At 61.7% G+C, this 22,645-nt stretch carries 14 protein-coding genes and 1 pseudogene; 8 read left to right on the forward strand and 7 right to left on the reverse strand.

Annotated elements, in window-relative coordinates:
* Positions 1 to 58: 58 nt before the first annotated feature.
* The gene (locus tag EA473_RS11295) at positions 59 to 1,393 is read left to right on the forward strand and encodes a D-aminoacyl-tRNA deacylase (protein ID WP_124195771.1); all 1,335 of its coding nucleotides are present in this window, start codon (positions 59 to 61) and stop codon (positions 1,391 to 1,393) included.
* Between the two features lie 157 nt (positions 1,394 to 1,550).
* The gene (gene ftsZ / locus EA473_RS11300; protein WP_124195772.1) at positions 1,551 to 2,702 is read left to right on the forward strand and encodes a cell division protein FtsZ; all 1,152 of its coding nucleotides are present in this window, start codon (positions 1,551 to 1,553) and stop codon (positions 2,700 to 2,702) included.
* On the opposite strand, the gene EA473_RS11305 is transcribed toward ftsZ, so the two are convergent.
* The 3 genes from EA473_RS11305 to EA473_RS11320 form a co-directional block, all read right to left on the reverse strand.
* On the reverse strand, positions 2,699 to 3,310 hold the full coding sequence (locus EA473_RS11305) for a hypothetical protein (protein ID WP_124195773.1): 612 nt from the start codon (positions 3,308 to 3,310) through the stop codon (positions 2,699 to 2,701). The genes ftsZ and EA473_RS11305 overlap by 4 nt on opposite strands.
* Before the next feature lie 14 nt (positions 3,311 to 3,324).
* Positions 3,325 to 4,452, reverse strand: coding sequence for a DUF3179 domain-containing protein (locus EA473_RS11310; protein ID WP_124195774.1), 1,128 nt, complete (start codon positions 4,450 to 4,452; stop codon positions 3,325 to 3,327).
* Positions 4,453 to 5,093: 641 nt separating this feature from the next.
* Entirely contained in the window at positions 5,094 to 5,426 is a 333-nt protein-coding gene (locus EA473_RS11320; RefSeq protein ID WP_124195775.1) for a 2Fe-2S iron-sulfur cluster-binding protein, read from the reverse strand.
* Positions 5,427 to 5,542: 116 nt separating this feature from the next.
* Between EA473_RS11320 and EA473_RS11325 the strand changes: the two are divergent.
* Positions 5,543 to 5,767 (forward strand): annotated as a pseudogene (locus tag EA473_RS11325) (IS5/IS1182 family transposase); the annotation flags it as partial.
* A 638-nt stretch (positions 5,768 to 6,405) separates the two neighbouring features.
* On the opposite strand, the gene EA473_RS11335 reads toward EA473_RS11325, so the two are convergent.
* From EA473_RS11335 to EA473_RS11345, 3 genes are read right to left on the reverse strand one after another with little or no spacing between them, the layout of a single operon-like run.
* Positions 6,406 to 6,813 carry a hypothetical protein gene (locus EA473_RS11335; RefSeq protein WP_124195777.1) on the reverse strand — a complete coding sequence of 136 codons (408 nt, stop codon included), beginning with the start codon at positions 6,811 to 6,813 and terminating at the stop codon, positions 6,406 to 6,408.
* Between the two features lie 4 nt (positions 6,814 to 6,817).
* Positions 6,818 to 7,501: a hypothetical protein gene (locus EA473_RS11340; protein ID WP_124195778.1), complete on the reverse strand. Its 684-nt coding sequence runs from the start codon at positions 7,499 to 7,501 to the stop codon at positions 6,818 to 6,820.
* A complete protein-coding gene (locus tag EA473_RS11345) occupies positions 7,501 to 8,478 on the reverse strand; it encodes a hypothetical protein (RefSeq protein WP_124195779.1) in 978 nt (325 codons plus the stop codon). Before EA473_RS11345 ends, EA473_RS11340 begins: the two co-directional genes overlap by 1 nt.
* 438 nt (positions 8,479 to 8,916) lie before the next feature.
* Here EA473_RS11345 and EA473_RS22775 point away from each other — a divergent pair, with 438 nt between their 5' ends.
* From EA473_RS22775 to EA473_RS22555, 4 genes are all read left to right on the forward strand, one after another.
* Positions 8,917 to 9,189 (forward strand): PIN domain-containing protein, encoded by a 273-nt coding sequence (locus EA473_RS22775; RefSeq protein WP_243645235.1) that lies wholly within the window; start codon positions 8,917 to 8,919, stop codon positions 9,187 to 9,189.
* A gap of 474 nt (positions 9,190 to 9,663) precedes the next feature.
* The gene (locus tag EA473_RS11355) at positions 9,664 to 9,903 is read left to right on the forward strand and encodes a hypothetical protein (RefSeq protein WP_124195780.1); all 240 of its coding nucleotides are present in this window, start codon (positions 9,664 to 9,666) and stop codon (positions 9,901 to 9,903) included.
* A gap of 155 nt (positions 9,904 to 10,058) precedes the next feature.
* Entirely contained in the window at positions 10,059 to 11,258 is a 1,200-nt protein-coding gene (locus tag EA473_RS11360; protein ID WP_243645236.1) for a PQQ-dependent sugar dehydrogenase, read from the forward strand.
* Positions 11,259 to 11,417: 159 nt separating this feature from the next.
* A complete protein-coding gene (locus tag EA473_RS22555) occupies positions 11,418 to 12,332 on the forward strand; it encodes a phage tail protein (protein WP_207890172.1) in 915 nt (304 codons plus the stop codon).
* A gap of 150 nt (positions 12,333 to 12,482) precedes the next feature.
* Here EA473_RS22555 and EA473_RS11370 read toward each other — a convergent pair whose 3' ends face one another.
* Complete coding sequence (locus EA473_RS11370; RefSeq protein ID WP_124195782.1) at positions 12,483 to 13,259, reverse strand: helix-turn-helix transcriptional regulator; 777 nt, start codon at positions 13,257 to 13,259, stop codon at positions 12,483 to 12,485.
* A 260-nt stretch (positions 13,260 to 13,519) separates the two neighbouring features.
* Between EA473_RS11370 and EA473_RS11375 the strand changes: the two genes are divergently transcribed.
* The gene (locus tag EA473_RS11375; RefSeq protein ID WP_124195783.1) at positions 13,520 to 22,516 is read left to right on the forward strand and encodes a carboxypeptidase regulatory-like domain-containing protein; all 8,997 of its coding nucleotides are present in this window, start codon (positions 13,520 to 13,522) and stop codon (positions 22,514 to 22,516) included.
* Positions 22,517 to 22,645 lie beyond the last annotated feature (129 nt).

Here is a 22,645-nt window from a genome sequence, read left to right on the forward strand (position 1 = left end):
GGCGGCCGGACCGATCGAAAACCGGCGACTTAACGGGTTCCGGAGCGGGACCTCCGGTATGAGCGACATCGCGATCGTCGAGAGCCGTGCCGACCGGGCGTCGGTCCACATCTGCGATCACCTTCGGGACCTCGTCGCCTGGGACGAACGGACGGACGAGGGGCGTCCGGATGCCGACGGGGGCGGGACCTACTACCGGACGGACGGAGCCGAACTCCGCTCGTTCGACGGCCGCCACCTCGACCTCGAGCGGCCGGTCGCCGCCTTCGACTGTGAGCCCGCCGTCCTCGTCTTCGCCTCGCGCCACGCCGGCGACACCGGCCCGCTGCTGACCGGCCACTTCACGGGAAACGTCGGTCCGGCGGAGTTCGGTGGCGAGGACGACTCCGTCGCCGAAACCTGCCCGAACGCGCTCGCTCGGCTGCTCGAGGCCTTCGACGAACACGTTCCCGAGGGGTACGACGTCGGAATGGAGTGTACCCACCACGGCCCGACCGACGTCGGCTGTCCCTCGCTGTTCGCCGAACTCGGCAGCGACGACGACCAGTGGGACGATCCGGTCGGGGCCGAGGCGGTCGCCCGGGCGATCCTCGACCTCCGCGGGGTCGACCCACACCGCGAGCGACAGGTCGTCGGCTTCGGCGGCAACCACTACGTCCCCCGCTTCGAGCGAATCGTTCGGGAGACGCCGTGGGCCGTCGGTCACGTCGTGCCGGACTGGGCACTCGAGGAGTTGGACCATCCGACTGCACACCGGGACGTCCTCGAGGCGGTGTTCGAGACGAGCGAGACCGACCTCGCGGTCGTCGACGACCAGCGACCGGCCCTCGAAGACGCTCTCGAGGAGATGGGATACCGCGTCGTCAGCGAGAGCTGGCTCCGTGCGGTCGGTGACCGCCCCTTCGACCTCGTCGACGCGGTGGAGTCCGATCTCGGACCCGTCGGAGACGGCGTCCAGTTCGGCCAGCGCGTCGAGCGCCCGATCGCGACGGTCGATCTTCCGGGCGAACTCGTCGACGCTGCGGAGGGAATCGATCGGCCTCGAGTCCGTGAGATCGTCGAGCGCCACACCGTCGCGTTCGCGACCGAAAACGGTGGCAGCCGCGTCGGATCGCGCGCCGCGGTTCCCCGAACGGCGGCGGCCGACTCGCGGGCGGCGGTGGTCGAAGCCCTCGCCGAGGTCCTCGAGTCGAAGTACGACGACGTTACGGTCGAAGACGATGCCGTCGTCGCCGAGGAGGTCGCGTTCGATCCCGACCTGGCGAGACAGGCCGGCGTTCGGGAGGGGCCGGCGTTCGGCAAACTTGCCGACGGCGTCCCGGTTACGGTCGACGGTGAATCTATCAGCCCCGGGAGTGTTCGGACGAAACGAACGCACCGATTTCCCCTGTGACGTGTCCGACAAACGGAGTAATTCGAAATATACCTTTCACGTCGGCATTTCTCCTCGAAATTGTCTTTTGACAGGTAACGAATCGATAACGTGTCAGACGCTCGGCTGACGTGTAGGGGAAAGGTAATTATGCTTCGCCTTTTAGAGAGTCTCAAGAATGGACTCACTCATCGACGACGCCATCGACGAGGCCGAAGACGGGGAGCCGACGGAGGCTCTCGACGTCGACCAGTCGACCGACGAGTCGGACGGCGAGAGCGGGCGAGAATCGGGAACGATGACCGACGAGGAACTCGAGGACGTTTTGCAGGATCTCCAGACCGACATCACGGTCGTCGGCTGTGGCGGCGCGGGCGGCAACACGATCGACCGGATGGACGAGGAAGGGATCCACGGCGCGAAACTCGTCGCGGCCAACACCGACGTCCAGCACCTGGTCGAGATCGACGCCGACACGAAGATTCTGATGGGCGAGGAGAAGACCGGCGGCCGCGGTGCCGGCTCGCTCCCGCAGGTCGGCGAGGAAGCCGCCCTCGAGAGCCAACAGGACATCTACGAGGCGATCGACGGCTCGGACATGGTGTTCGTCACGGCCGGACTCGGCGGCGGCACGGGAACCGGCTCCGCGCCGGTCGTCGCCAAGGCCGCCCGCGAGGCCGGCGCGCTGACGATATCGATCGTCACGACGCCGTTCACCGCGGAGGGTGAGGTCCGCAGGACGAACGCCGAAGCCGGCCTCGAGCGCCTGCGCGACGTCTCGGATACGGTTATCGTCGTTCCGAACGACCGCCTGCTCGACTCCGTCGGCAAACTCCCCGTCCGTCAGGCGTTCAAAGTCAGCGACGAAGTGTTGATGCGCTCGGTCAAGGGGATCACCGAACTCATCACCAAACCCGGCCTCGTCAACCTGGACTTCGCCGACGTCCGAACCGTAATGGAACGTGGCGGCGTCGCGATGATCGGCCTCGGCGAATCCGACTCGGAAGCGAAAGCCGAAGATTCGGTCAAAACCGCGCTTCGCTCGCCCCTGCTCGACGTCGACATCTCCGGAGCGAGTTCCGCGCTCGTCAACGTTACCGGCGGCAACGACATGTCCATCGAGGAAGCCGAGGGCGTCGTCGAGGAGATCTACGACCGCATCGATCCCGACGCGCGCATCATCTGGGGAACCTCGATCGACGAGACGCTCGAGGGAAGCATGCGGACCATGATCGTCGTCACCGGCGTCCAGTCACCACAGATCTACGGCCGCCCCGAGGGCGAGGCCGTCCAGCCCGACATGGGCGACGACATCGACTTCGTCGACTAACGGTTCGGCTCAGAGTCCATCGGCCCGCGCTCGAGACCGACTTTTCCGGCGACGTACACGAGACTCCCGACCAGCAGCGCCGCGCCGAGCGGTAACAGCCACGGCAGCACCGTCAACAGCGCGCCGCTCGCCTGGATGCCCAGCACGAGGAGGACGACCGGTGCACAGCAGACGCTTCCCGACAGCAACGCCGGGACTGCCGCGGCAGCGCCGGCCCCGGCCCCGATCCCGCAGGAGGCCGGCTGGACGAGTGCCAGGTACGCCAGCGCGACGTTGAGTCCGACGAGCGCCGAGAGAGCGATGCCGATCCCGAGGTCGATCGGTGCGAGGAGGACGGTTCCGAACCCGGCGTCGACGACCGCGATCGGCTCGAACGAGGTCGGTCCCCGCCGCTCGAGCGCGCGAGTGAACGGATCGTCGACGAGACGCCAGGAGAAGCCGGCCCCGAACCGGACGGTAAACGAGTTCGTCGCCCAGAGAAAGCCGAACAGGTAGGCGATCGCGGTCGCGAACGCGACGCCAACGCTGTCCGCCCGACGCACGGCAACGCGGCTCGCGAGAACGGTCTCGTGAAGTCGTCTTCGGAGCCGGGCCGTCGAGTCAGTCATGGACGATCCTCGAGTCAGTCATGGACGGTCGTCGACGGATAGAACCCCTTCCAGGCGAACCACATGGCGTCGTAGGCGTACACCGCCTCGAGCGCCAGGTCGGTGGGATCGTGGCGGTCACCGTCCGGATCGATCACCGCCCCGTCCTCGTAGTCGAACGCGTCGGCGTCTTCGGTCCGGTACAGTCGGCCGAACTCGAGTTCCGGATCGTACGCCGCGAGGTAGTCGTGACCGGCGCGATCGATCCCGTAGACGCCGTGTTCGCGTAACGCCTCGAGCGAGATGGCGAGCGGTCCGTCCTCGGGTCGCGAGCAGAGAAACACCTGCTTCGGCGGGTGGCTGTCGTCCGCCTGGAGCGGATCGAACATCCAGTCGCTGTCTTCGCCGTAGTAGCCGGTCTTCGGGTTGTACGTCCCGTAGGGGTCGCCGTCGTAATCCCGCGCATACCCGGTTTCCTCCGTGAGAACGGTCGAATCCGGGTACGCCTCGATCCACCTCTCCCACGTCGTCCAGACGACCGGAAACTCGAGGAGCGACGCCGCCTCGAGATCGCCCTCGATCGCGGTGGCGAGCATCTGGGGCCAGTAGCTCTCGTCTGCGCGGTCGTACATCACGAGATTGCTGTTGAGCAGGTGACCCGAGACGCCGAGCGTGGTGTCGCCCCGTTCGAACCCCATCGCCGTCCCCGTAAGCGGGCAGTAGGTTACGGCGACCGGCTCGCCGCCGATCTCGTCGTTGACGATTTCGTGGTGGACGAGGATCGACTGCGGGTACGCCTTCGCCTCGCCACCCCGCCGGACGCCGAAGACCGGATCGCCGTCCCGGATCCGATCACCGACGTCGTCGACCGGTTCGAACTCGGGACCGTCGACCGCCGGGATCCCGTCTTGCGGGACGACGCTCCTGACGACGGCCTCCCGCAGGGCCTTGAGTTCGTACTCGACGGGCAGTTGTCCGTCCCGGATCGGAAGCGGCGAGTCGGCGATCGCGTCGTCGTCGGGCGTCGTCTCCATTCCCCCAGTCGTCGTCGCGTTGCTCTCCCCGTTCCCGTCGTACGGTCCGGAGTCGGAGTCGCCGAGGCAACCGACGATGCCGACCGCCGCGAGCGCGAGCGCACCGCGACGCGAGAGCCGTCGGTCCATACGTGGTCGTCGACATCGTTGAAGGTACGACTACCGCGGTCGTGTACCCGTCACACACGATCGGCGCTTCGCTCCCGGTGTCATCACCTCTCCACCTCGAGAAGCGATCTGATGCGAACCGAACGAATCTGCTGGTGGCGAATTCACTCGCCGGGGGAGGGGCGTAAATGCCTCCTTCGAAGCCGCCAATACCGAACGTAGAGCAGGAGACACTACTATAGTATCTCGGTAAGTGTGGGATTTAAGTTCTGCTGAAACGTCATATCGAGTATGGGTGACCGGAAGCCAAATAATCCGCTTTCACCGTACTACCCATCTGAGGCTCCCGATCTGTCGGGGAACGTCCCCAGATGGATTGCAATTGGTGTCCTGCTATGGGCGGTGTTCTGGGGAGGTTGGATCGTCCTCTCTACGCTTGGTATCGTTCCCGCACCGATGTAGTAAGCGTAGTGCCGAGGGGAATTAGAACCTCGAAGATTGCTCCGGTGGACAGTTACAGCAAGCTGCATCAATCTGAAGAAGACTGCTCCGACGACCGACCGTCCCGAATCGGCGTCGTCATACGGTTTACTGTAAGTCATTTCCGGCGCAACCGCGACCCGGGCGGCGGTTGCGCCGGCAAATCGTTACAGCAATCCGTATCAGTCGTCGGCCGCCGCCGTCTCCCCGCCCGTCGCCTCGAGGTCACTCTCGATGCTCGGCGGGTAGACGCCACGCTCGAGTTTCAGGTCCGACTGCGGGCGGGCCATACAGGTGAGCGCGAACCGTTCGGCCTCCTCGTCGGTTAACCCGCGTGCGGCCGGCTGGGTGACCTCTCCCTCGAGAATCTCGGCCGAACACGCCAGACACATTCCGACCCGACAGGAGTATTCCTGGGCGATGCCCTCCTCGAGACACCGGCTGAGAATCGTCTCTTTCTCCGAGCAGGTGATCGTCTCCCCCGTCCCCACGAACTCGATCGTGTACTCCGTCATGAGTGTCGGTACGCAAGAGCGGACTAAAACTCTTTATTCCGGTTCTGTCCCGTCGGATAGGACGAAAATCAGGGTGAGGGACGTATTTTCGACCGGTTCCGCCGATGGAACCGGACCACGAGGTTCGTCCACTGATTAAGCACCGTGAGTTCACATCGCTCTTCAAGGCATGGAACGCACGCTTAGACGCTGATCTCTACGGGCAGCGGAGTCAATCCGAGACTGTCAACTCAACACTCAAGCGAAAGTACGGTGCGTTCGTCCGCTCACGACGCTGGTGGAAACAATTCCGTGAACTCACCATCGCCTGTCTCGTTCATGATACCGACCGATCATTCTGAGCGGTCAATGCAAGATGAACGTATCATAGAACAGCTCAAGCGGATGCAGAACGCCGTTTTGCAGCGTGTACTCCGAGAAGATAGATTGGAATGACGAGAAGTTCGACTACGACTAACGCGATGACAGTACTGAAAACGAATGCAAGCCCCACTCCTAGAACGAATACAGATGCTCCTACGACTACCGGGGAGCGCGAGCCATACTTTTTCGCCTCAGAATAGACGAACCACGAGATGAAAGCTTGTACGACGAGGAATATCGGGATTCCAATACCGAATGCAGGCATAGAAATATGTTTTCTTTTCGTCTATACAAGTACTTTCGATGAAGATTGTCCACACCTCTTGACGGAGAGATGAGCGGTAACTACGCAGTTCCCATCTACCGACTGTTTCATTCTACAGTTTACCGTGTCATAGAATACGTCTCCCTTCCTGACGATTATACAACTCACGATCAGCGTTTAGCTGCTAATGTAGTCAGCTAGTTGCTTTCTCACGGTTGAGACGACGAATCGGGCACGGTGAGAAACATTGTATCACTCTTGACCGACAGATTTGTAACCCACGGCCCTCCGAGCGGAGGTCGTCGCGTGACAGAACATCGTAATGGGTCTACTAATCCATCGGCTGGTAATTTAGACGACGTCCCTCGAGATGCTGAGTTCGCTGTCGGACCCGTGTAAAACGTTGATCCAGGCACCACTAGCTGGGCTAATGTCGTCGGTGAGTTCGTCGCTGTCTCGGTCGGTGGCAGCGGTCACGGTTGCCTCGAACTCCGCTCCGATGTCGAGATCGGGTTTTTTACTCGGTGGCGACCCGTCTTCTTCGGGTCCAGCGAAGCCATCGAAGTCCAACGCCTCGTCGTAGACGACTTCCCCGGTATCGACGTTGGTGATCGTTACGTCGATCGTGACTGGATTTTCGTGCCAATTGCTGATACGGATGTACTTTGGTTCTTCACCTTCGATGTCCAGACAGCCGGCTGCCAGGATCGCTCCGACGGCCGCCGCGTTTCCGAGGACCGACCGACGTGTGCTTGGCATCAGTTCAATATTCGTCACTCAACCAACGAGTAGCTTCTGATTCGGTACACCCAGAGAGGTCAGGCGTCCAGTTGGGAGACCCCGAAGGATCACCTTCGTACCCACAGAATTCGGACGGTGGGTGATTGGTGTCAACCCCGGGGAGCGAAAGTGCATACCCCGTCGCCATCGGCGTAATGGTGGTCTGAAACCAGGATTCCTCAACGTGACCGCAGGAGTGGTCGTCACTTCTAGAAACGTGCGTTCCTGGACAGTTGTCGTCGCCGTTCATCAACGAGTGGAGGAGTTCGTGTTTGACTATATTTCTGAAAGCACTTTCGCTCCCGATAGAACTCTCCATAAGGTGCGCATTGGCGACTGCGTAGCAGCTATCATCGGATCGGAAAAAACTCCGGCTAGCACCCGCTGGGACCTCGCTTGACAGGTCGCGTTTGTAGAGGAGAAGTCCCTGATTACCATCGGGAACGAAGTCCGCATGGACACCTGGAATATCTCCTTCCTCGAGTTCTTCCAGATAGTCACTGTAATCATTGTGGTCGGGGCCATCTCGTGTGCCGTGGGAGGTGGCTGAATAGTCAGTCCCAAGTTGGTCCGCGAGGTTTCCAATGGCATCCACCGCCACGCTGAAGGTGTCATCGTCGACGTCCTCGTCCCGGAACATCGTTATATCCAACGCCGGACTGGACATTAGCAACCCACCCCCCTTGTGACGTCGACAAACAGAAGTTCCGACCCGATTCTCGCCCAGCGACGATCATCGAGGGTCGCAGCCGGATCCACGTCGATGCGCTTGAGGAACTGTGCGACTGCCTCGCTCGGCTCACCTTTCTCGGTGATACCCCCCTCACTTGCGGCAGTAAGAACTTCTTTTTCCTGGACTGTGAGTAGCGATAATTGATCGTCCACCGCAAGTTGCTTCGTTACGAACCACTCGTCGAATTCCGCGGCCGTCTTCGCGACAGATTCGGTACGGACATCGTAGACCTCTACGTTCGCCTGCATCGGCCGGAGAGAAAGACGGTGACAATCTCCGGTTTCGTCTTGGACGTAGTGGGGGAAATCCACGTCGGCCAACTGGGTCGGAACGTTCTCGGACGCACCGAACACGTACCCGCGCTGGCGGGGCTTTGTGTCATCCACTGAAGTGTCAGGTTCCGTTTCGAGCAGGTGCAGATACCGCTCGCGGCCGATCGCACCGTGAATTGCCTCCCAAGCAGCGGAGGTGAACTCGTTGACCAGGGTGACGGAGTCCGTTCCGAGCTCTTTTCCGTCTACGGACTCGGCGACGAGTACCGGTGTCTCTCTTGTTTCACGACCGGAAAATGAAACGTCGTACTGGTAATATTCGTCGTTGACGACGAAGCCAGTACCACGAACCCACGGTCGTTCGTATCGGGTGGTTCGACCGTTTTCGATAGCGGTGTTGATCGTCGACTGTGCATCGTCAGCGAGCGTCTCGAACTGATCCGGTACGACCACGGCAGGTGACCTGTCGTCGTATCGTTCGATCTCGACAGTCAGGTGTCGGGTTGCACTCCCGGTCTCGTCCGGGGTTCGTTGTTGATCCTCGTCGCGAGCAGCGGCAACCGTAGTCAATCCAGCAGTTGCCGAAGCTCCTGCCGCAGCGAGGACTATACGGCGGGGAAGTGGGTTGTCTTTCGACATGCATACAATTGTTGGAGACACAATAATATAAATTCCTTTACTAGAAAAAACATCATTTTATTCCTTTTATTAATATTCAAATTTATATTGTTATTTTCATCACCTGGGTGTTACTAAGAACAGGAGAAGACCGCGATACGAGTCTGCCTTAGGTCACTTTTCTTGAAAGCCTTCGTCAGTGAGAGTGAACCACTCGATCAAACTGTCCCAACTGATTGTAGCTTCAACTGACCATGTCATACACTGATTCTTTCCCTACACGGTTCGTCGTCTTAATTATGAGAAAACAAATACTAACGATATTCCGGCTAAACGCGAATCCTGAGTTGTATAATCGTCAGGAAGGGAGACGTATTCTACGACACGCTATTCTACATTGTGTATGAAGAATAGAACTTCAACAGAGCCGGCCGTTCTGGATACGTTCTCATTTCATCAGTGATCTCAACCGGCACGCCCCACGACGTGGTCGTCGCCGGATTCGAGGGAGAGTACCAGATAGTCGTATCAGTGGCCACTCTCGGGGAGTTCAGAAAGACGCTGCTCAAGTATCTCGATCGGTTCGAGATGAATGAAGATGCCGTCCAGAAAGAAGTCGAAACTGTCCGGTATTTCGCAGAATTCGTCGAACCGAGCGAATCGATCCAAGCGGTCGCAGACGATCCCGCCGACGACAAATTTTTGGAGGCCGCAGTCGCGGGTGACGTATAGTAGCCACTGGGAGTCAATGCACACCTGATCGCACGACGGCTGTGCGATCAGTGTGTAAATAGTTCCAGTTGTTACTATAGTGTATCTGGTCTCGGGTGATCAACATCTACTGACGCTCGAGTCGTTTCGCGGAATCGAGATCGTTTCCCCACGGACGTTCTATACGCTTTTGGAGTGACTGGCCTTATTCCTGACTCATACAGAAGTTATATTATCCTGCAGAACGACTGTCACGATGGAAGCCGTACGCTCCAAAAGCGGACGCGGGGGCATGCGTACGAAATGCCCCGGGTGCAGCAACACCCGAGGCGTGTGGCTTCCAAGCTCTCACTCGGTTGCCATGCTTACGTTCCTGCCACCGAGACAAAAAGGTCTCGCACGACAGCGTCGTATCGCCATCGACTACCGACCGGTCCTCGAGAACACCCGTCCCCCCGCTGGAGTCGTCAGTACACGCCTCGAGAGGACGCGCCGATGAGTTCCCGGCACGATCCGGGTGACGCGGCCGGCACCGATCGTCCGACGACGATCTGTGATCGCTGTGACGAGTCGATCCCCGAGATTCGAGTGATCCACGTCGTCGCCGAGCCGTGTCCCGAACTCACGGACCGATACCGGCCCGTCGGTCGGACGTACTGCCCCGACTGCGCCGCCGCCAGCGGCATGCTCGAGTTTGCGGTCGGTCTTCGAACGTCGCCGACGGAGGCCGAATAGGCCGCTTTTCCCTCGATTTAATAAGACTCCTGCGCTCGCTACCCGCCACGATTGGCTCGAGAACGATCGGCCGGCTCGAGAACTATCGTTCGCCACGGCACACCCCAACCGTCAAACGCCACACCACCGAAAAGGCGGTGACGGGTGACTCCTCTGTGACCGATTCGAACCGCGGCCCGACGCGTCGAACGTTCCTCCAAAGCGCCATTGCGGTCGGTTCCCTCGCGACCGCCGGCTGCGTCACCCCCCTCGCCGGTCCATCCGACCCCGACGAGTTCGACGCCGAAACCGTCGCCGAGGGGCTGGTCCATCCGTGGGGACTCGAGTTCCTCCCGGAGGACTCCCGGCTGCTCGTCACCGAGCGCGAGGGACGGCTGACCGCCGTCGATCGCGAGGACGGTTCGAGTTCGGCCGTAGACGGCGTGCCGCCCGTCCACGACGCCGGTCAGGGCGGACTGCTCGACGTTGCTTCCCATCCCGAGTTTCCGAACGAACCGTGGATCTACCTGACCTACGCCGCGACGAACGACGACGGCGAGTCGACAACGCACCTCGGACGAGGCGAACTCAACCTCGAGGCGGCCACGCTCGAGGAGTTCGAGGTGTTGTACGTCGCCGAGCCGTTCGTCGAGTCGAACGCCCACTACGGTTCTCGCGTCGTCTTTGGCGAGGACGACGCGCTCTACGTCACCGTCGGTGACCGACAGTTCGACGACTTCGGCCCGGATCACGTTTCGCAGGACCCGACGAACGACCTCGGGACCACGATCCGGCTCGAACCGGACGGCTCGATCCCCGAGGATAATCCGTTCGTCGACGACCCAAACGCCGACGACGCGGTCTTCAGCTACGGTCACCGGAACGCCCAGGGGATGACCGTCCACCCCGAGACGGGCGAAATATGGCAGAGCGAACACGGCGAGGAGGACGGCGACGAGATCAACGTCCTCGAGGCGGGCGGCAACTACGGCTGGCCGGTCGCTCACACCGGCTGTGAGTACGGGACCGACGATCCCATCGGCGACGATCCCCGCGAGCGCGCAGACGTGGTCGACCCGGTCTACTACTGGGAGTGTAACACGGGCGGCTTTCCGCCCGCCGGCGCGACGTTCTACGACGGTGAGGCGTTCCCCGACTGGCAGGGGGAGCTGTTCGTCGGGAACCTCGTCGGGGAGTACCTCGGTCACTTCGCCGTCGACGGGAGGGACGTCGAGGAACTCGATCCGCTGCTGGCCGACCGCGGGTGGCGGATTCGCGACGTCGCGGTCGCCCCCGATACCGGCTTCCTCTACGTCGCAGTGGACGACAGCGATGCACCGGTCGTCCGGCTCGTTCCGCCGGAAACCGACGGTTGAACCAGCGTTGTGGCGGTCCGCACGAGGAGTTTCGACGTAAAATGAACAGAATTTGCGTATCGACCGTTCGAATTGCGACCAGTCGTGGCTCGTGTGGGTCGTCTCGGACATTCGTTCTCTAGTCTAGTGCTTATTATCTAGTAGCTTCCACGTAGACCGATGCACGAATTACGACCGGCCCCATCGCTGCAGACGCTCGACGACCTCGTCGAAACGACGTTCACGGTCGACGGTGATGACGACGGAGAGTTTCGGTTGACGGAACTCGATACGTCGCGGGACACCGTCGACGATTGGGAACAGTTCACGTTGATCTTCGACGGTCTTGAGGGGAGGCCCCTCGACGGGAAGATGTACCGGCTGGTCGGTGAGGACGGTGAGTGGTTCGATCTCACGCTCAGCCCGACGCCGAGCGGACGCTCCGACCCGGAGGACGTATATTACGAAGCGGTGCTCTCCCGGGAAGTCCCCGGTCGGCAGGCGATCGACGGATCAGATAATTCCGCTGAGGTTGAGAACGCGGCCGTCGGCGCGTCTCAGCTCTCCATCGAGGAGTACATGGGTGGGATTAGCATGTTTGCTGGATCGTTCGCTCCGAAAGGGTTCATGATGTGTGACGGGCGTCCGCTTCAGGTCCAGAACTACCAGGCGTTGTTCAGCTTACTCGGGACGACCTACGGCGGGAACGGACAGACGACGTTCCGGGTCCCCAATCTGACCGGTCGAACCCCCATCGGAGCGGGACGGGGCACGGGGCGGACCTCTCGAGAACTCGGCGAAACTGGTGGGGCGGAACAGGTCACGCTAACGGAAAGAGAGCTACCAGCGCACGGGCACGAAGCACGGTCGGATTTACCAGTGAGTAGATCCCTTGGAAACACCGGAGCACCGAGCGGAAATCGTCTCGCCCGATCTGACGACGTGGATATCTACGCAGAGTCGACCGGCGGACAGATGGCCGTCGAGACCACCATCGGTGACGCAGGTGGGAGCGCACCGCACGATAATATGCCGCCGTATCTGGCGATCAACTACGTCATCGCCGTACGGGGAACATACCCACAGCGGCCCTGATACGGACTGCTGTACCGATGTACCGGCGCACCTGCCGCCCGGGTCGGGGGTGCGCCGGTAATGGCTTACAGCAAACCGTATGAAACACCGTTTTCGTCCGGAGATCTGCTCGGACACAGTTCCACTCGGTTTCTCGGTCTCCGTTGTTCGTTATTCGAGGAACTCCTCGACGGGGGTACCTCGTGACCAACACCGTTCGAACAGGCCGTAGAGCCAGCTTCGGGCTTCGGGAGCATCGCTTATCGCGAGGACTGTTGCGATCCCGGTCTCGTCGTTTGCGCCAACGGTAACGACGTCTTCGTGGAGGGCAAACGAGAACGGTATCCGTTCAGAGACCCGTATCGTTACGTTCTCCGCGACGATGATCTCGTCTAGGAGGTCCGGGGTAAGGTTTCGAAACGTCGCGAGGACCTTCGGTGTCAGACACATTTCGACGTCCATTCCCGAGTTTCGAATCTCTGTCGTCCCCCTGACGATGGAATCTCGTGAGCCCATTGCGGGAATCGCAAATCGGATCCGGTCGGAAGTCTCCCAGAGATCCATCGCGCGATCGGTCGCTACGTACGGGTTGGTTTCGGTCGCAACGACGAGTTCGGCGTCGATGAGCAGGTGAGCGTTCGCTGCGAGTTCTTGCGAACTCACCCCCATCAGGAGTGGTTCGAGTCGGTCGATCGCCGTCACGGAATCGAGAAAGCGGTTCGTGGCCTCGAGCACTACCGCTCCTCGCTGGGTCGTCCGAAATCCATCCGGAGTCTGTTCGAGAAACTCGTTCTGCTCGAGAGCATCCGTCGCGCGGTAGACCGTTGCGCGAGAGCGATCGACTCGATCCGCGATCTCGCTTCGAGTCAGCGGTGTCCCGGAACAGACAGAGAGAATGTCCGCTCGGTTACCGACAGACAGCGCATCCTGAAGCGCACTTGTATTCATATCTGATAAGATACCACCACTGATATAATTGTTCGCCAGTGAGACAGTTGTTCAGTAATGGAACGTCCATAAAAGAAAGTAATATAGATATGGAATATATTTTGTTAACAATGATTCTTCGACGAGACCCATACGCGATTGGGTTATTATTACTTGTTTTTGGATTGGTATTCACTCCGGGAGTGTTTGCGGTATCGGACGATCTTTCTAACTCGGACGTACTGATAAACACGTTTGAAGGCGGTACGGATGGCGTCTCGGTGAACGAAGCTGATGTTGTCGGTGGTGCTGAAGCGACCGCTGGTGGGACGTACGAGAAACCGACTCGAACAACGTCGTTTTCGGTGAGCTCGAGTTCGGACGGGACGAGTCTCGGTCCGAATCTCCTGGTGAACCCTACGTGCACTGTCGCCGGACAGGGTGGGGGCGAGGAGCCGCTTCACTGGACGGTCGAGCAGGGAGAGATCGAATGCAACGAGCCCGAGCCCGATTTTATGCCGGATCCCAGAGTGGGCGACTATGTGTTCATTGACTGGGAGGACCTGGAACCGACGACCGACGAGTCCATCGTCACGCAAACGGTTCCGGTCACGGGTGGTTCTGAGTACCAGTTCAGCGTGTGGGTTGGGTCCGACGAGGTAGACGACGACTATGCCCAGTTCGAGGTCCAGTTTCTCGACGACGGTAGCCCTATCAGCGAGGGAGTGATCGATAGCGGTGAATTCCAACCTGAAGACCACACAGAACCCGATCAGTTCGTCGAGACGACGGCGGCCCCGGAGAACGCCGACGAAGCGGTCGTGCGAATAATTCTGGTAAACGGTGGAGATTTCGGTCTCGATAGGCCGTTGCTCTGGGCGGACGACGTCCGATTGCAGGAGTTCAGTGACGCGCCGACGGCGTTCGACGTCGAGGGTGTCGAGACGGGGATCGAACAGACGATTGCCCCCGACTGGACGCTCTTCGATGACGAGTTCGGCGAGGACGAAGACGACCGTGGATTCGACGACTCCGGAGAGATCACTCACTTCGGCGGCGGCGACCTCGGTGGGAGTGTCACCGACAACGTCGCGGGAGAAACAGCCGAACTCGCCGGTGGCGACTTACAGGTCAACGCTGACGGATCGTTCAGCGTGACGAACCCGACGCAGACGGGTACGTTCGAGTTCGAGTATCGACTGGGATATGAAGGTGACCACGACGATGCGACGGTCGAGATCGAAATTTTCGATCACGAACTGGAGAACCCGCTGTGTGAGGAGTGGGATAGCAACGCCCAGGACCAGCCAATCGGGTGGGATGGGGAAAGTATCTCCTGTCAGGACCTCGAGGACCTCCCGTTTACCGACACCGATCACACGGCCGTCGGAGAACGGTCGTTCACGGATAACTACATCAATCTCGATGACGAGGTCCACACCGAACAGACCGTCTACGTCGTCGGTGGGAAAACCTACACCGTTTCGGGACTGTACGGAACCGACTCCGAGGACTACTCCGGAACGATCGAGTTCGAGTACCTCGATTCTGACGGCCACGTGATCGCGGCCGAGGGGTTCACGCTCGGGGAACTCCAGTCCGAATCGACCACGGATTTCGATCGATTCACTGAGATCACCGACGCACCCGACGACGCGAAACGGGCGACGCTCCGTCTTACGGTCGTCCGCCCGAGTGGACACGACGATCCGGCGGGGGTCTACTTCGACGATCTCTCGATCGATCGCGGAGACCCCGGTGAAGAGCCGGTGAACGCGTACGATGTCGAAACCGAGGTCGGTATCTATCACACGTTCGATCCCTCGGACACGCTGTTCGATGACTGGGGCAACGGGGTAGACGAACTGGGGACGCCCGAAGCTGAACTCGTGAACTTCGGCGGTGGCGACCTCTCGGGGAGCGTGACCGACCACGGCCCCGGTGAGTCAGTTCCCTTCGCTGGCGGGACGCTCACCGTCGAAGCCGACGGCTCGTTCAGTCTCGAGGAACCGACCGACGTCGGGACCCACACCTTCGAGTACGAGACCGAGAACGAACACGACTCGAGCACTGCGACGGTCGAACTCTGGGTCAGAGACAGTACGCTGTTGGACGCTGACTGCGATCCAGATAGCTTCGAGGCGTGGGACGATGTCTCGCCCGGCAATGGAAACATCGACTGTCTCGACCCACAAGAGTCCGGAACGGGTCAGCCGAACGGAGAGCAGAATCCGCCGGTCCCTCCGTACGCGATCGGTGACCGTGGGGGAGACGGGTACGATGCGGTCGGTGAACAGACGGTGCCAGTCCGGGGCGGATACACGTACGAACTGGCCGGGTTCGTTGGAACTGAAGCGACCCCCGAAGATAGCTACGTCACGCTCGAAGTCGACTATCTGAACGAAGACGGAACGAAAATCACCGCGTCGGGGGACGATGGTGCCGATCTCTCCGAGATGCGGTCGGAGGGAACGACGGAGTTTGACGCGTTTTCGGACACCACTGTTCCGCCCGACGAGGCGACCCACGCAACCGTTCGGATCTTCGTACACAGCCCGGAGGAGATGGATCTCGGCGGCGATGCCTATGCGCGCGCGTACGTCGACGACCTCTCGTTCGAACTGCTCGGAACGCCGCCCGAAGCAAACGACGTCGATCTCGAGGTCGATGCTGCCGATACGCTCACTACGTCAGTTGTTGCGGACCACGGCCACGGAGTCGACGATCTCGGCGAACCGGACGCAGACGTCGCGAGTTTCGGCGGTGGTGAACTCGCTGGCGACGCGACCGAATACGACGCTGAGGAGACGGCCGACCTCGCGGGCGGGGACCTGACGATCGACGCCGACGGCTCGCTCGAGTTGGTCGATCCGTCCAAATCCGGAACCTATCAGTTCGACTACCGCCTCGAGAACGACGCGGGGTACGACGATGCGACGGTGACGATCGAGGTCGAGTCGTTGACCGTCGACGGCACCGTTACCGACTCGATTGCCGACGGAGAGCTGGGAATCGCGGGCGCGACAGTGAGACTCGACCACGAAGACGGCGAGGAGAGCTCCGAAACCGAAACCGCCAGCGACGGTTCGTACGAACTCGAGGTCGGGCAGAGAGGCGACTTCGAGTTGGCGGTCGAGGCATCCGGATACGAGATGAAAAGCGTCCCCATCACGCTCGACGAGGGAGATAAAACCCGGGACATCGGGCTGATCGGAAACGAATCGGTCAGCGGCACAGTCTCGGATACCACGTTCGAGACGGGGCTCGACGGAATCGACGTCGCCGTCGGGAACGGACTCGGGACGTACACCGCCGAGACGGACGAAGATGGCGAGTATACCGTCGAGAACGTTCCCGGAACCGGTGAGGAATACGTGGTGAGCGTCGATCAGACCGGCTGGGACGATAATTCGACAACTGTGACCATCGACGATGGCGACGAGGTGACCGGCGTGGACCTCGCGATCACCGGCGATGCGCGGGACGCCATCACGCTCAGTGACGGAGAAACGGACGCGCCGCTCGAGGGGACGACGGTGCGCATCGAGCACGAGACGTTCGGCGTCGCCGAGGACGCGTTTACGACCGACGGGGACGGAGAGATGGAGATTGTCCTCCCCGGTGGCTTCACGTACGAGTACACGTTCTCGCACCCGGGGTACGAACCGGCCGAAATCCCGCTTCGCTCGTTCGATCCGGGCCATAAACTGGGTGCGGATTATAAACTTGGCGGCAACGCCGAGATCACCGGAACCATCACTGACGGCGAAACCGGCGAGGGAACCGGGGGTACGACCGTGACCGCCCAGAACGGGGCAGGTGCCTACGAAGCGACGACGAGCGCCGATGGCTCGTACACGGTCGAGAACGTCCCCGGTGGTCACGACTACGACGTGACAATCGAGGCTGACGGTTACGAAACCGTCGTCGAGTCCGACGAAGCAGTCGGTGACGGGACAACCCACACCCTCGATTCCGGACTGACGGGTAATGCAGCGATCGAGGGGACCGTCGAAGACGAGCGTACGGGAGACGGGGCCGAAAACGCCGATGTAACGATCGTCTACCCACGTGACGGAGAGTTTACCATCGAGAACGCAACCGATGCAGATGGCGAATTTTCCATCGAAAACGTCCCCGGGACCGACGAGGAGTACACCGTCGTCGCACGGGCGGCCGGGTACGACCACGGGAGTGTGGCGGTGACCGTCGAGGATGGTGTACTCGCAGACGTGGGAGCGATCGAACTCGCCGGGAACGCTTCCGTGAGCGGAACGATCGAGGACGCGACGTTCGAAAGCGGCGTTCCGGACGTGGAAGTGACCGTCTCGGATGGACACCTCGAGTACACGACGACGACCGACGAGAACGGGGAGTACACCGTCGAAGGGGTCCCCGGAACCGGAGTCGAGTACACGGTGAGTACCGATCCGGACGGCTGGGACGAGAACTCGACGACCGTGACGGCTGGAGACGGTGAGGAGGTACAGGCTGACCTCACCGTCTCGGGGTCGAGAACCGCTACCGTTGAGGTCCACGACCAGTTGCTTTCCGATGCTGGGCAGTCACATCTCCTCGGTGATGCGACGGTCACCGTTGAACACGATACGGGAGGAATTGAGCCGACGCTCGGCGAGACGACGGTTACGACCGCGAGCGATGGAAGCCCGGTCGCGATCGAGCTTCCCGAACTCCCCACACACCTGGATTTCGACGGGAAGACTGACCGGTTCGTACTCACGGCAGAAAAGAACGGGTACGAATCAGACACCGTCTACGACGAACACGGTGTCTCTCACTCGATACAATTCTCCGTCTCTGGAACCGCCTCGGTGAGCGGTACCGTCGTCGATGAGGCAACCGGTGAGGGAATCGAGGACGCCGACGTCGCGCTCGAGTATCCGACTGGCGAAGAGATCGTCTTCGAGGATGCCACCGATGCGGATGGAGCGTATGCGATCGAAGACGTCCCTGGAACGGATGAGGTGTACACGGTCCACGCGAGCGCTGATGGCTACGACTCCAGCGCGACGACGACTGTCGTTGACGACTGGGAAGATATCGAAGACGTGACAGTCGGGTTGAACGGGACTGCGACGGTCAGTGGCTCCGTCTCGGATACGACGTTCGAGACGGGACTCGACGGGATCGACGTCGCCGTCGAGAACGGGCTCGGGACGTACACCGCCGAGACGGACGAGAACGGTGAGTACACTGTCGAAAGCGTGCCCGGTACAGGCGACGCGTACACGGTGGGCGTCGATCCGATCGGCTGGGACGGGGAGTCGACGACCGAAACGATCAGTGACGGCGACGACGTGACCGACGTGGAGTTCGCGCTCACCGGCGACGCGCGGGACACTGTTACGCTCAGTGACGGAGAAACGGCCGCGCCGCTCGAGGGGACGACCGTGAGCATCGAACACGAGACGTTCGGCGTCGCGGAGGACGCGTTCACGGCCGACGGGGACGGAGCGATGGAAATCGTGCTTCCTGGCGGGTTCACGTACGAGTACACGTTCTCTCAACCGGGGTACGAACCGGCCGAGATCCCGCTTCGCTCGTTCGATCCGGGCCACGAACTGTCGGCGAACTATGTACTGGGCGGCAACGCCGAGATCACCGGCCAGCTCACCGACAGCGAGAGCGGAGACGGAATCGAGGGTGCGACCGTCACCGCCGAAAACGGTGCCGGTGCGTACGACGCAACGACCGACGAGAACGGCGAATACACCGTCGAAGACGTTCCCGGTGGTCACGACTACGACGTCGCGATCGAAGCGAGCGGTTACGAAATCGTCGTCGAATCGGACGAATCCGTCGGTGAGGAGACGACTCACGCTTTCGACGCCGAACTGACGGGAAGCGCAACGCTCGGCGGAACCCTCACGGACGAGACGTTCGGGACGGCTCTTGAGGACGTCGAAGTCGACGTGGCCGGTGAGCAAGAGTACGTCGTGGAGACGGACGAGGACGGCGAGTACGCGGCGACCGTCGCCGGAACCGGTGAGGAGTACACCGTCACCGTCGATCCCGACGGATGGGTCGAGACGAGCGAGACCGTCGAACTCGGTGACGGCGAGACGGTGACTGACTTCGACGTCACCCTGGGTGGCGACGCAGCAGCCGAGATCACGCTCGAGGATAGCGAAACCGGTGGCCCGATCGACGGGGCGACCGTAATCGCTCAGAACGAGACGCTCGGTGAGAGCGATTCGTTCGTGACTGCCGGTGACGGTATCGCCGAGATGACGCCGCTTCCGGGCGGATTCGTCTACGACGTCACGATCGAGGCCAACGGCTACGATGGCGAGGTGGTGACGAACGTATTCCTCGCTGCCGGTTCGTCCGAGAGTCGAACTGACGCCCTGTCTGGAAACGCCACGATCTCCGGGCAGGTGACCGACGACGCGTTCGGTGCGCCGATGGAAAGCGTGACCGTCACCGCCGAAAACGGTGCCGGAGCGTACGAAGCGACGACGGGTGGAAACGGCGAGTACACGATCGAGAACGTTCCCGGAACGGGCGAAGTGTACACCGTCACCGTCGACGAAGCGGGTTACGAACCGACTGCGGAGACGGTGACCGTCGCCGACGGCGCGAGCGTTTCGCGGGATCTAACCGTCGTCGGTGACGCCGAGATCACCGGAACGGTGACCGATCTACTGACCGAGGACGGAATCGAGGACGTGACGGTGACCGCGACGAACGGCGCTGGAGCGTACGAGACGACGACCGACGAAGCGGGCGAGTACGCCGTCGAGAACCTGCCCGGTGGAGAGACGTACGACCTCGTCGCTGACCGCGACGGCTACGGACAGATGACGCGAGACGGAGTGGCGCTCGACGCTGGCACGCAACAGACCGAGAACGTCGTCCTCGAGCCGATCGGTGAGACGACGGTGACCGGAACGGTCACCGACGAGGTGACGGACCACCCCATCGCAGGCGCAAACGTAACCGTCGAACTCGACGACGACCGCGTCGACACCGGCCTCGCGTTCGAAACCGAGACGAACGCCGACGGTGTCTACGAGCTGACCGACGTCGTTGGCGGCTACGACTACACGCTTACGATCGATGCGGACGGCTACGACGTCGACACGACGTCGCTCCACGTCGATCACGACGACGAGGTCGACCGCTCGCTGACCGGCGACGGCGCACTCGAGTTCGACGTCGGTGGCGAGCAGTTCGGCGACGGACTCGAGGGTGCGACCGTCGAGGCGACGCCGGTCGACGGCCACGGCACCTACGCCGGGAGCCACACCGGAAACGGAACCTACACCGTACCCGAGCTGGCGAGCGCCGTCGAGTACGACGTCACCATTACGCTGGCTGGCTACGAGCCGACCGAATTCGACGCACGCGTCGAGGAGCCCGGAACCACGACGCTGTCCGAGCCGGCGTTGCTCGACGGCGACGCTTCGCTCGAGGTAGATGCCACTGATTCGCGTACCGACGAGCCGCTTGCGAACGTTTCGGTGACGATCGAACGCGAGAACGACGGGGCACAGGTCGAGCCAGTGCCGACGACCGATTCCGACGGAGTGCTCGCGGTGACGGTTCCCGGAACGGGTGACGAGTACGCCGTCATCGCGAACGCCACGGGCTACGACGAGGCGACGGTCACGACGGACGGAGTCGACACCGGTGCGACGGTCCCGGTTTCGATCGCACTCGAGGGTGATTCGACCATCGAGGGGACCGTGAGCGACCGCGTGACCGGCGACGCGATCGAAGGGGTGACCGTCACGGTCGACGCGGATGGCTCCGCCTTCGAGACGACGACCGCCGCGAACGGCTCCTACCTGCTGACGGCCGTTCCGGGCGAGCAAGCGTACGAGGTGACACTCGAGGCGGACGGCTACCGATCCGAATCGACGGTCGTTACGCCGTCGGCTGAGACGCTCGTCGTATCCGACTCGCTCTGGCTGGCTCACGACGGCGACGGCACGCACGAAGAACCGTACCGGGTCACGAACGCGGCCGAACTGCAGGCAATCGGGGCGGAACCCGACGCCCACTACGTGCTCGAGGAACACGTCGACGCCGCCGAAGCCGACGCCTGGCACGGTGGCGACGGTTTCGAGCCGATCGGCGACGACGCGTCGCCGTTCACCGGCTCACTCGACGGACAGGGCAACGCCATTTCGACGCTCAGCGTGGAGCGACCTGGCAACTCTTCGGTCGGCCTGTTCGGTACCGTCGACGGGGGTACGATCGAGACGCTCGCGCTCGAGAACGTGAGCGTCACGGGCGACGAACGGGTCGGCGGCCTGGTCGGCTCGCTCTCGGCGGGATCGATCGACGGGGTCGTCGTGAGCGGGAGCGTCGCCGGCGAGGAGTCGGTCGGTGGTCTGGTCGGCTCCGGCGGCGGCGTTTCGGCGTCGGCCTCGAGTGCCACTGTCGAGGGGACGACGGCCGTCGGCGGGCTGGTCGGTGAGAGCGACGGGGACGTCTCCGGATCGTTCGCCGTTGGACAGGTGACCGGAACGACGGCAACCGGCGGTCTCGTCGGCGAGGGGACGCCGCACGTCGACTCGAGTTACTGGGACGCGACCGAAACGACCCAGAACCACTCGGCCGGTTCGCCTGACTCCAATGGATTGAACGCGGACGAACTGGCCGGTTTAGCTGCCCAGGATACGGGTCTCGATTTCAACGAGACGTGGATCGCGCTCGACGATGCGTACCCACGCCACGGGTGGATGCTCGCCGATCTCGACCTGTCGCTCGCCGACGACTCGCTCGAGCCGGGAGCGACGACTGACGCGATCGTCACGGTCGATTTCTTCGACGGCTCGACGGCGTACGCAAACGAGACGGCGGCGCTCTCGAGTTCCGATCAGGACGTCATCGTCATCGAGAACGCGACTGTTGAAGCCGTTGGCGATGGAATCGCAACCCTCACCGTGAATATCGACGTCCTCGAGTCGACACTCTCCGTGGAGGTTGAACCGCGCTCTTCGTCGTCGGGCTCTTCGAGCGCTCCCGCCGACGGTGAGAAGACAGCAGGTAGTGGCGAAATCAGTGATGACGCTGGCGAATCCGGTGACAGTGAAGCCAGCGAAACCGACGACGTGACGGCGCCCGCTGATGAAACCGGTGACGACGATGGCGGGGAAATCGGCGATGATCTCGGCGACGGTCAGCACGAGTTGCCCGGAGATACTGATCGATCGGATGATTCGGTTCCAGGATTTAGCCTCCACCTTACTCTCAGTGTGGTGCTGGCCCTTCTTCTCACACTCCGGCTAGCAACGGTGTGTGAGTGAAAACCTCTGTCGCGGCCAGCACCAACGACGCGCCGAGCACCCGTAGACGATGCTGACGCGACCCGGCCAACGGCGTCGACGGCCACTCGTTGGATGGATTCGCTCCGCCGAGTCGCCGGAACGACCATA

The organism is Natrarchaeobius chitinivorans (assembly GCF_003841505.1).
Lineage (GTDB): Archaea > Halobacteriota > Halobacteria > Halobacteriales > Natrialbaceae > Natrarchaeobius > Natrarchaeobius chitinivorans.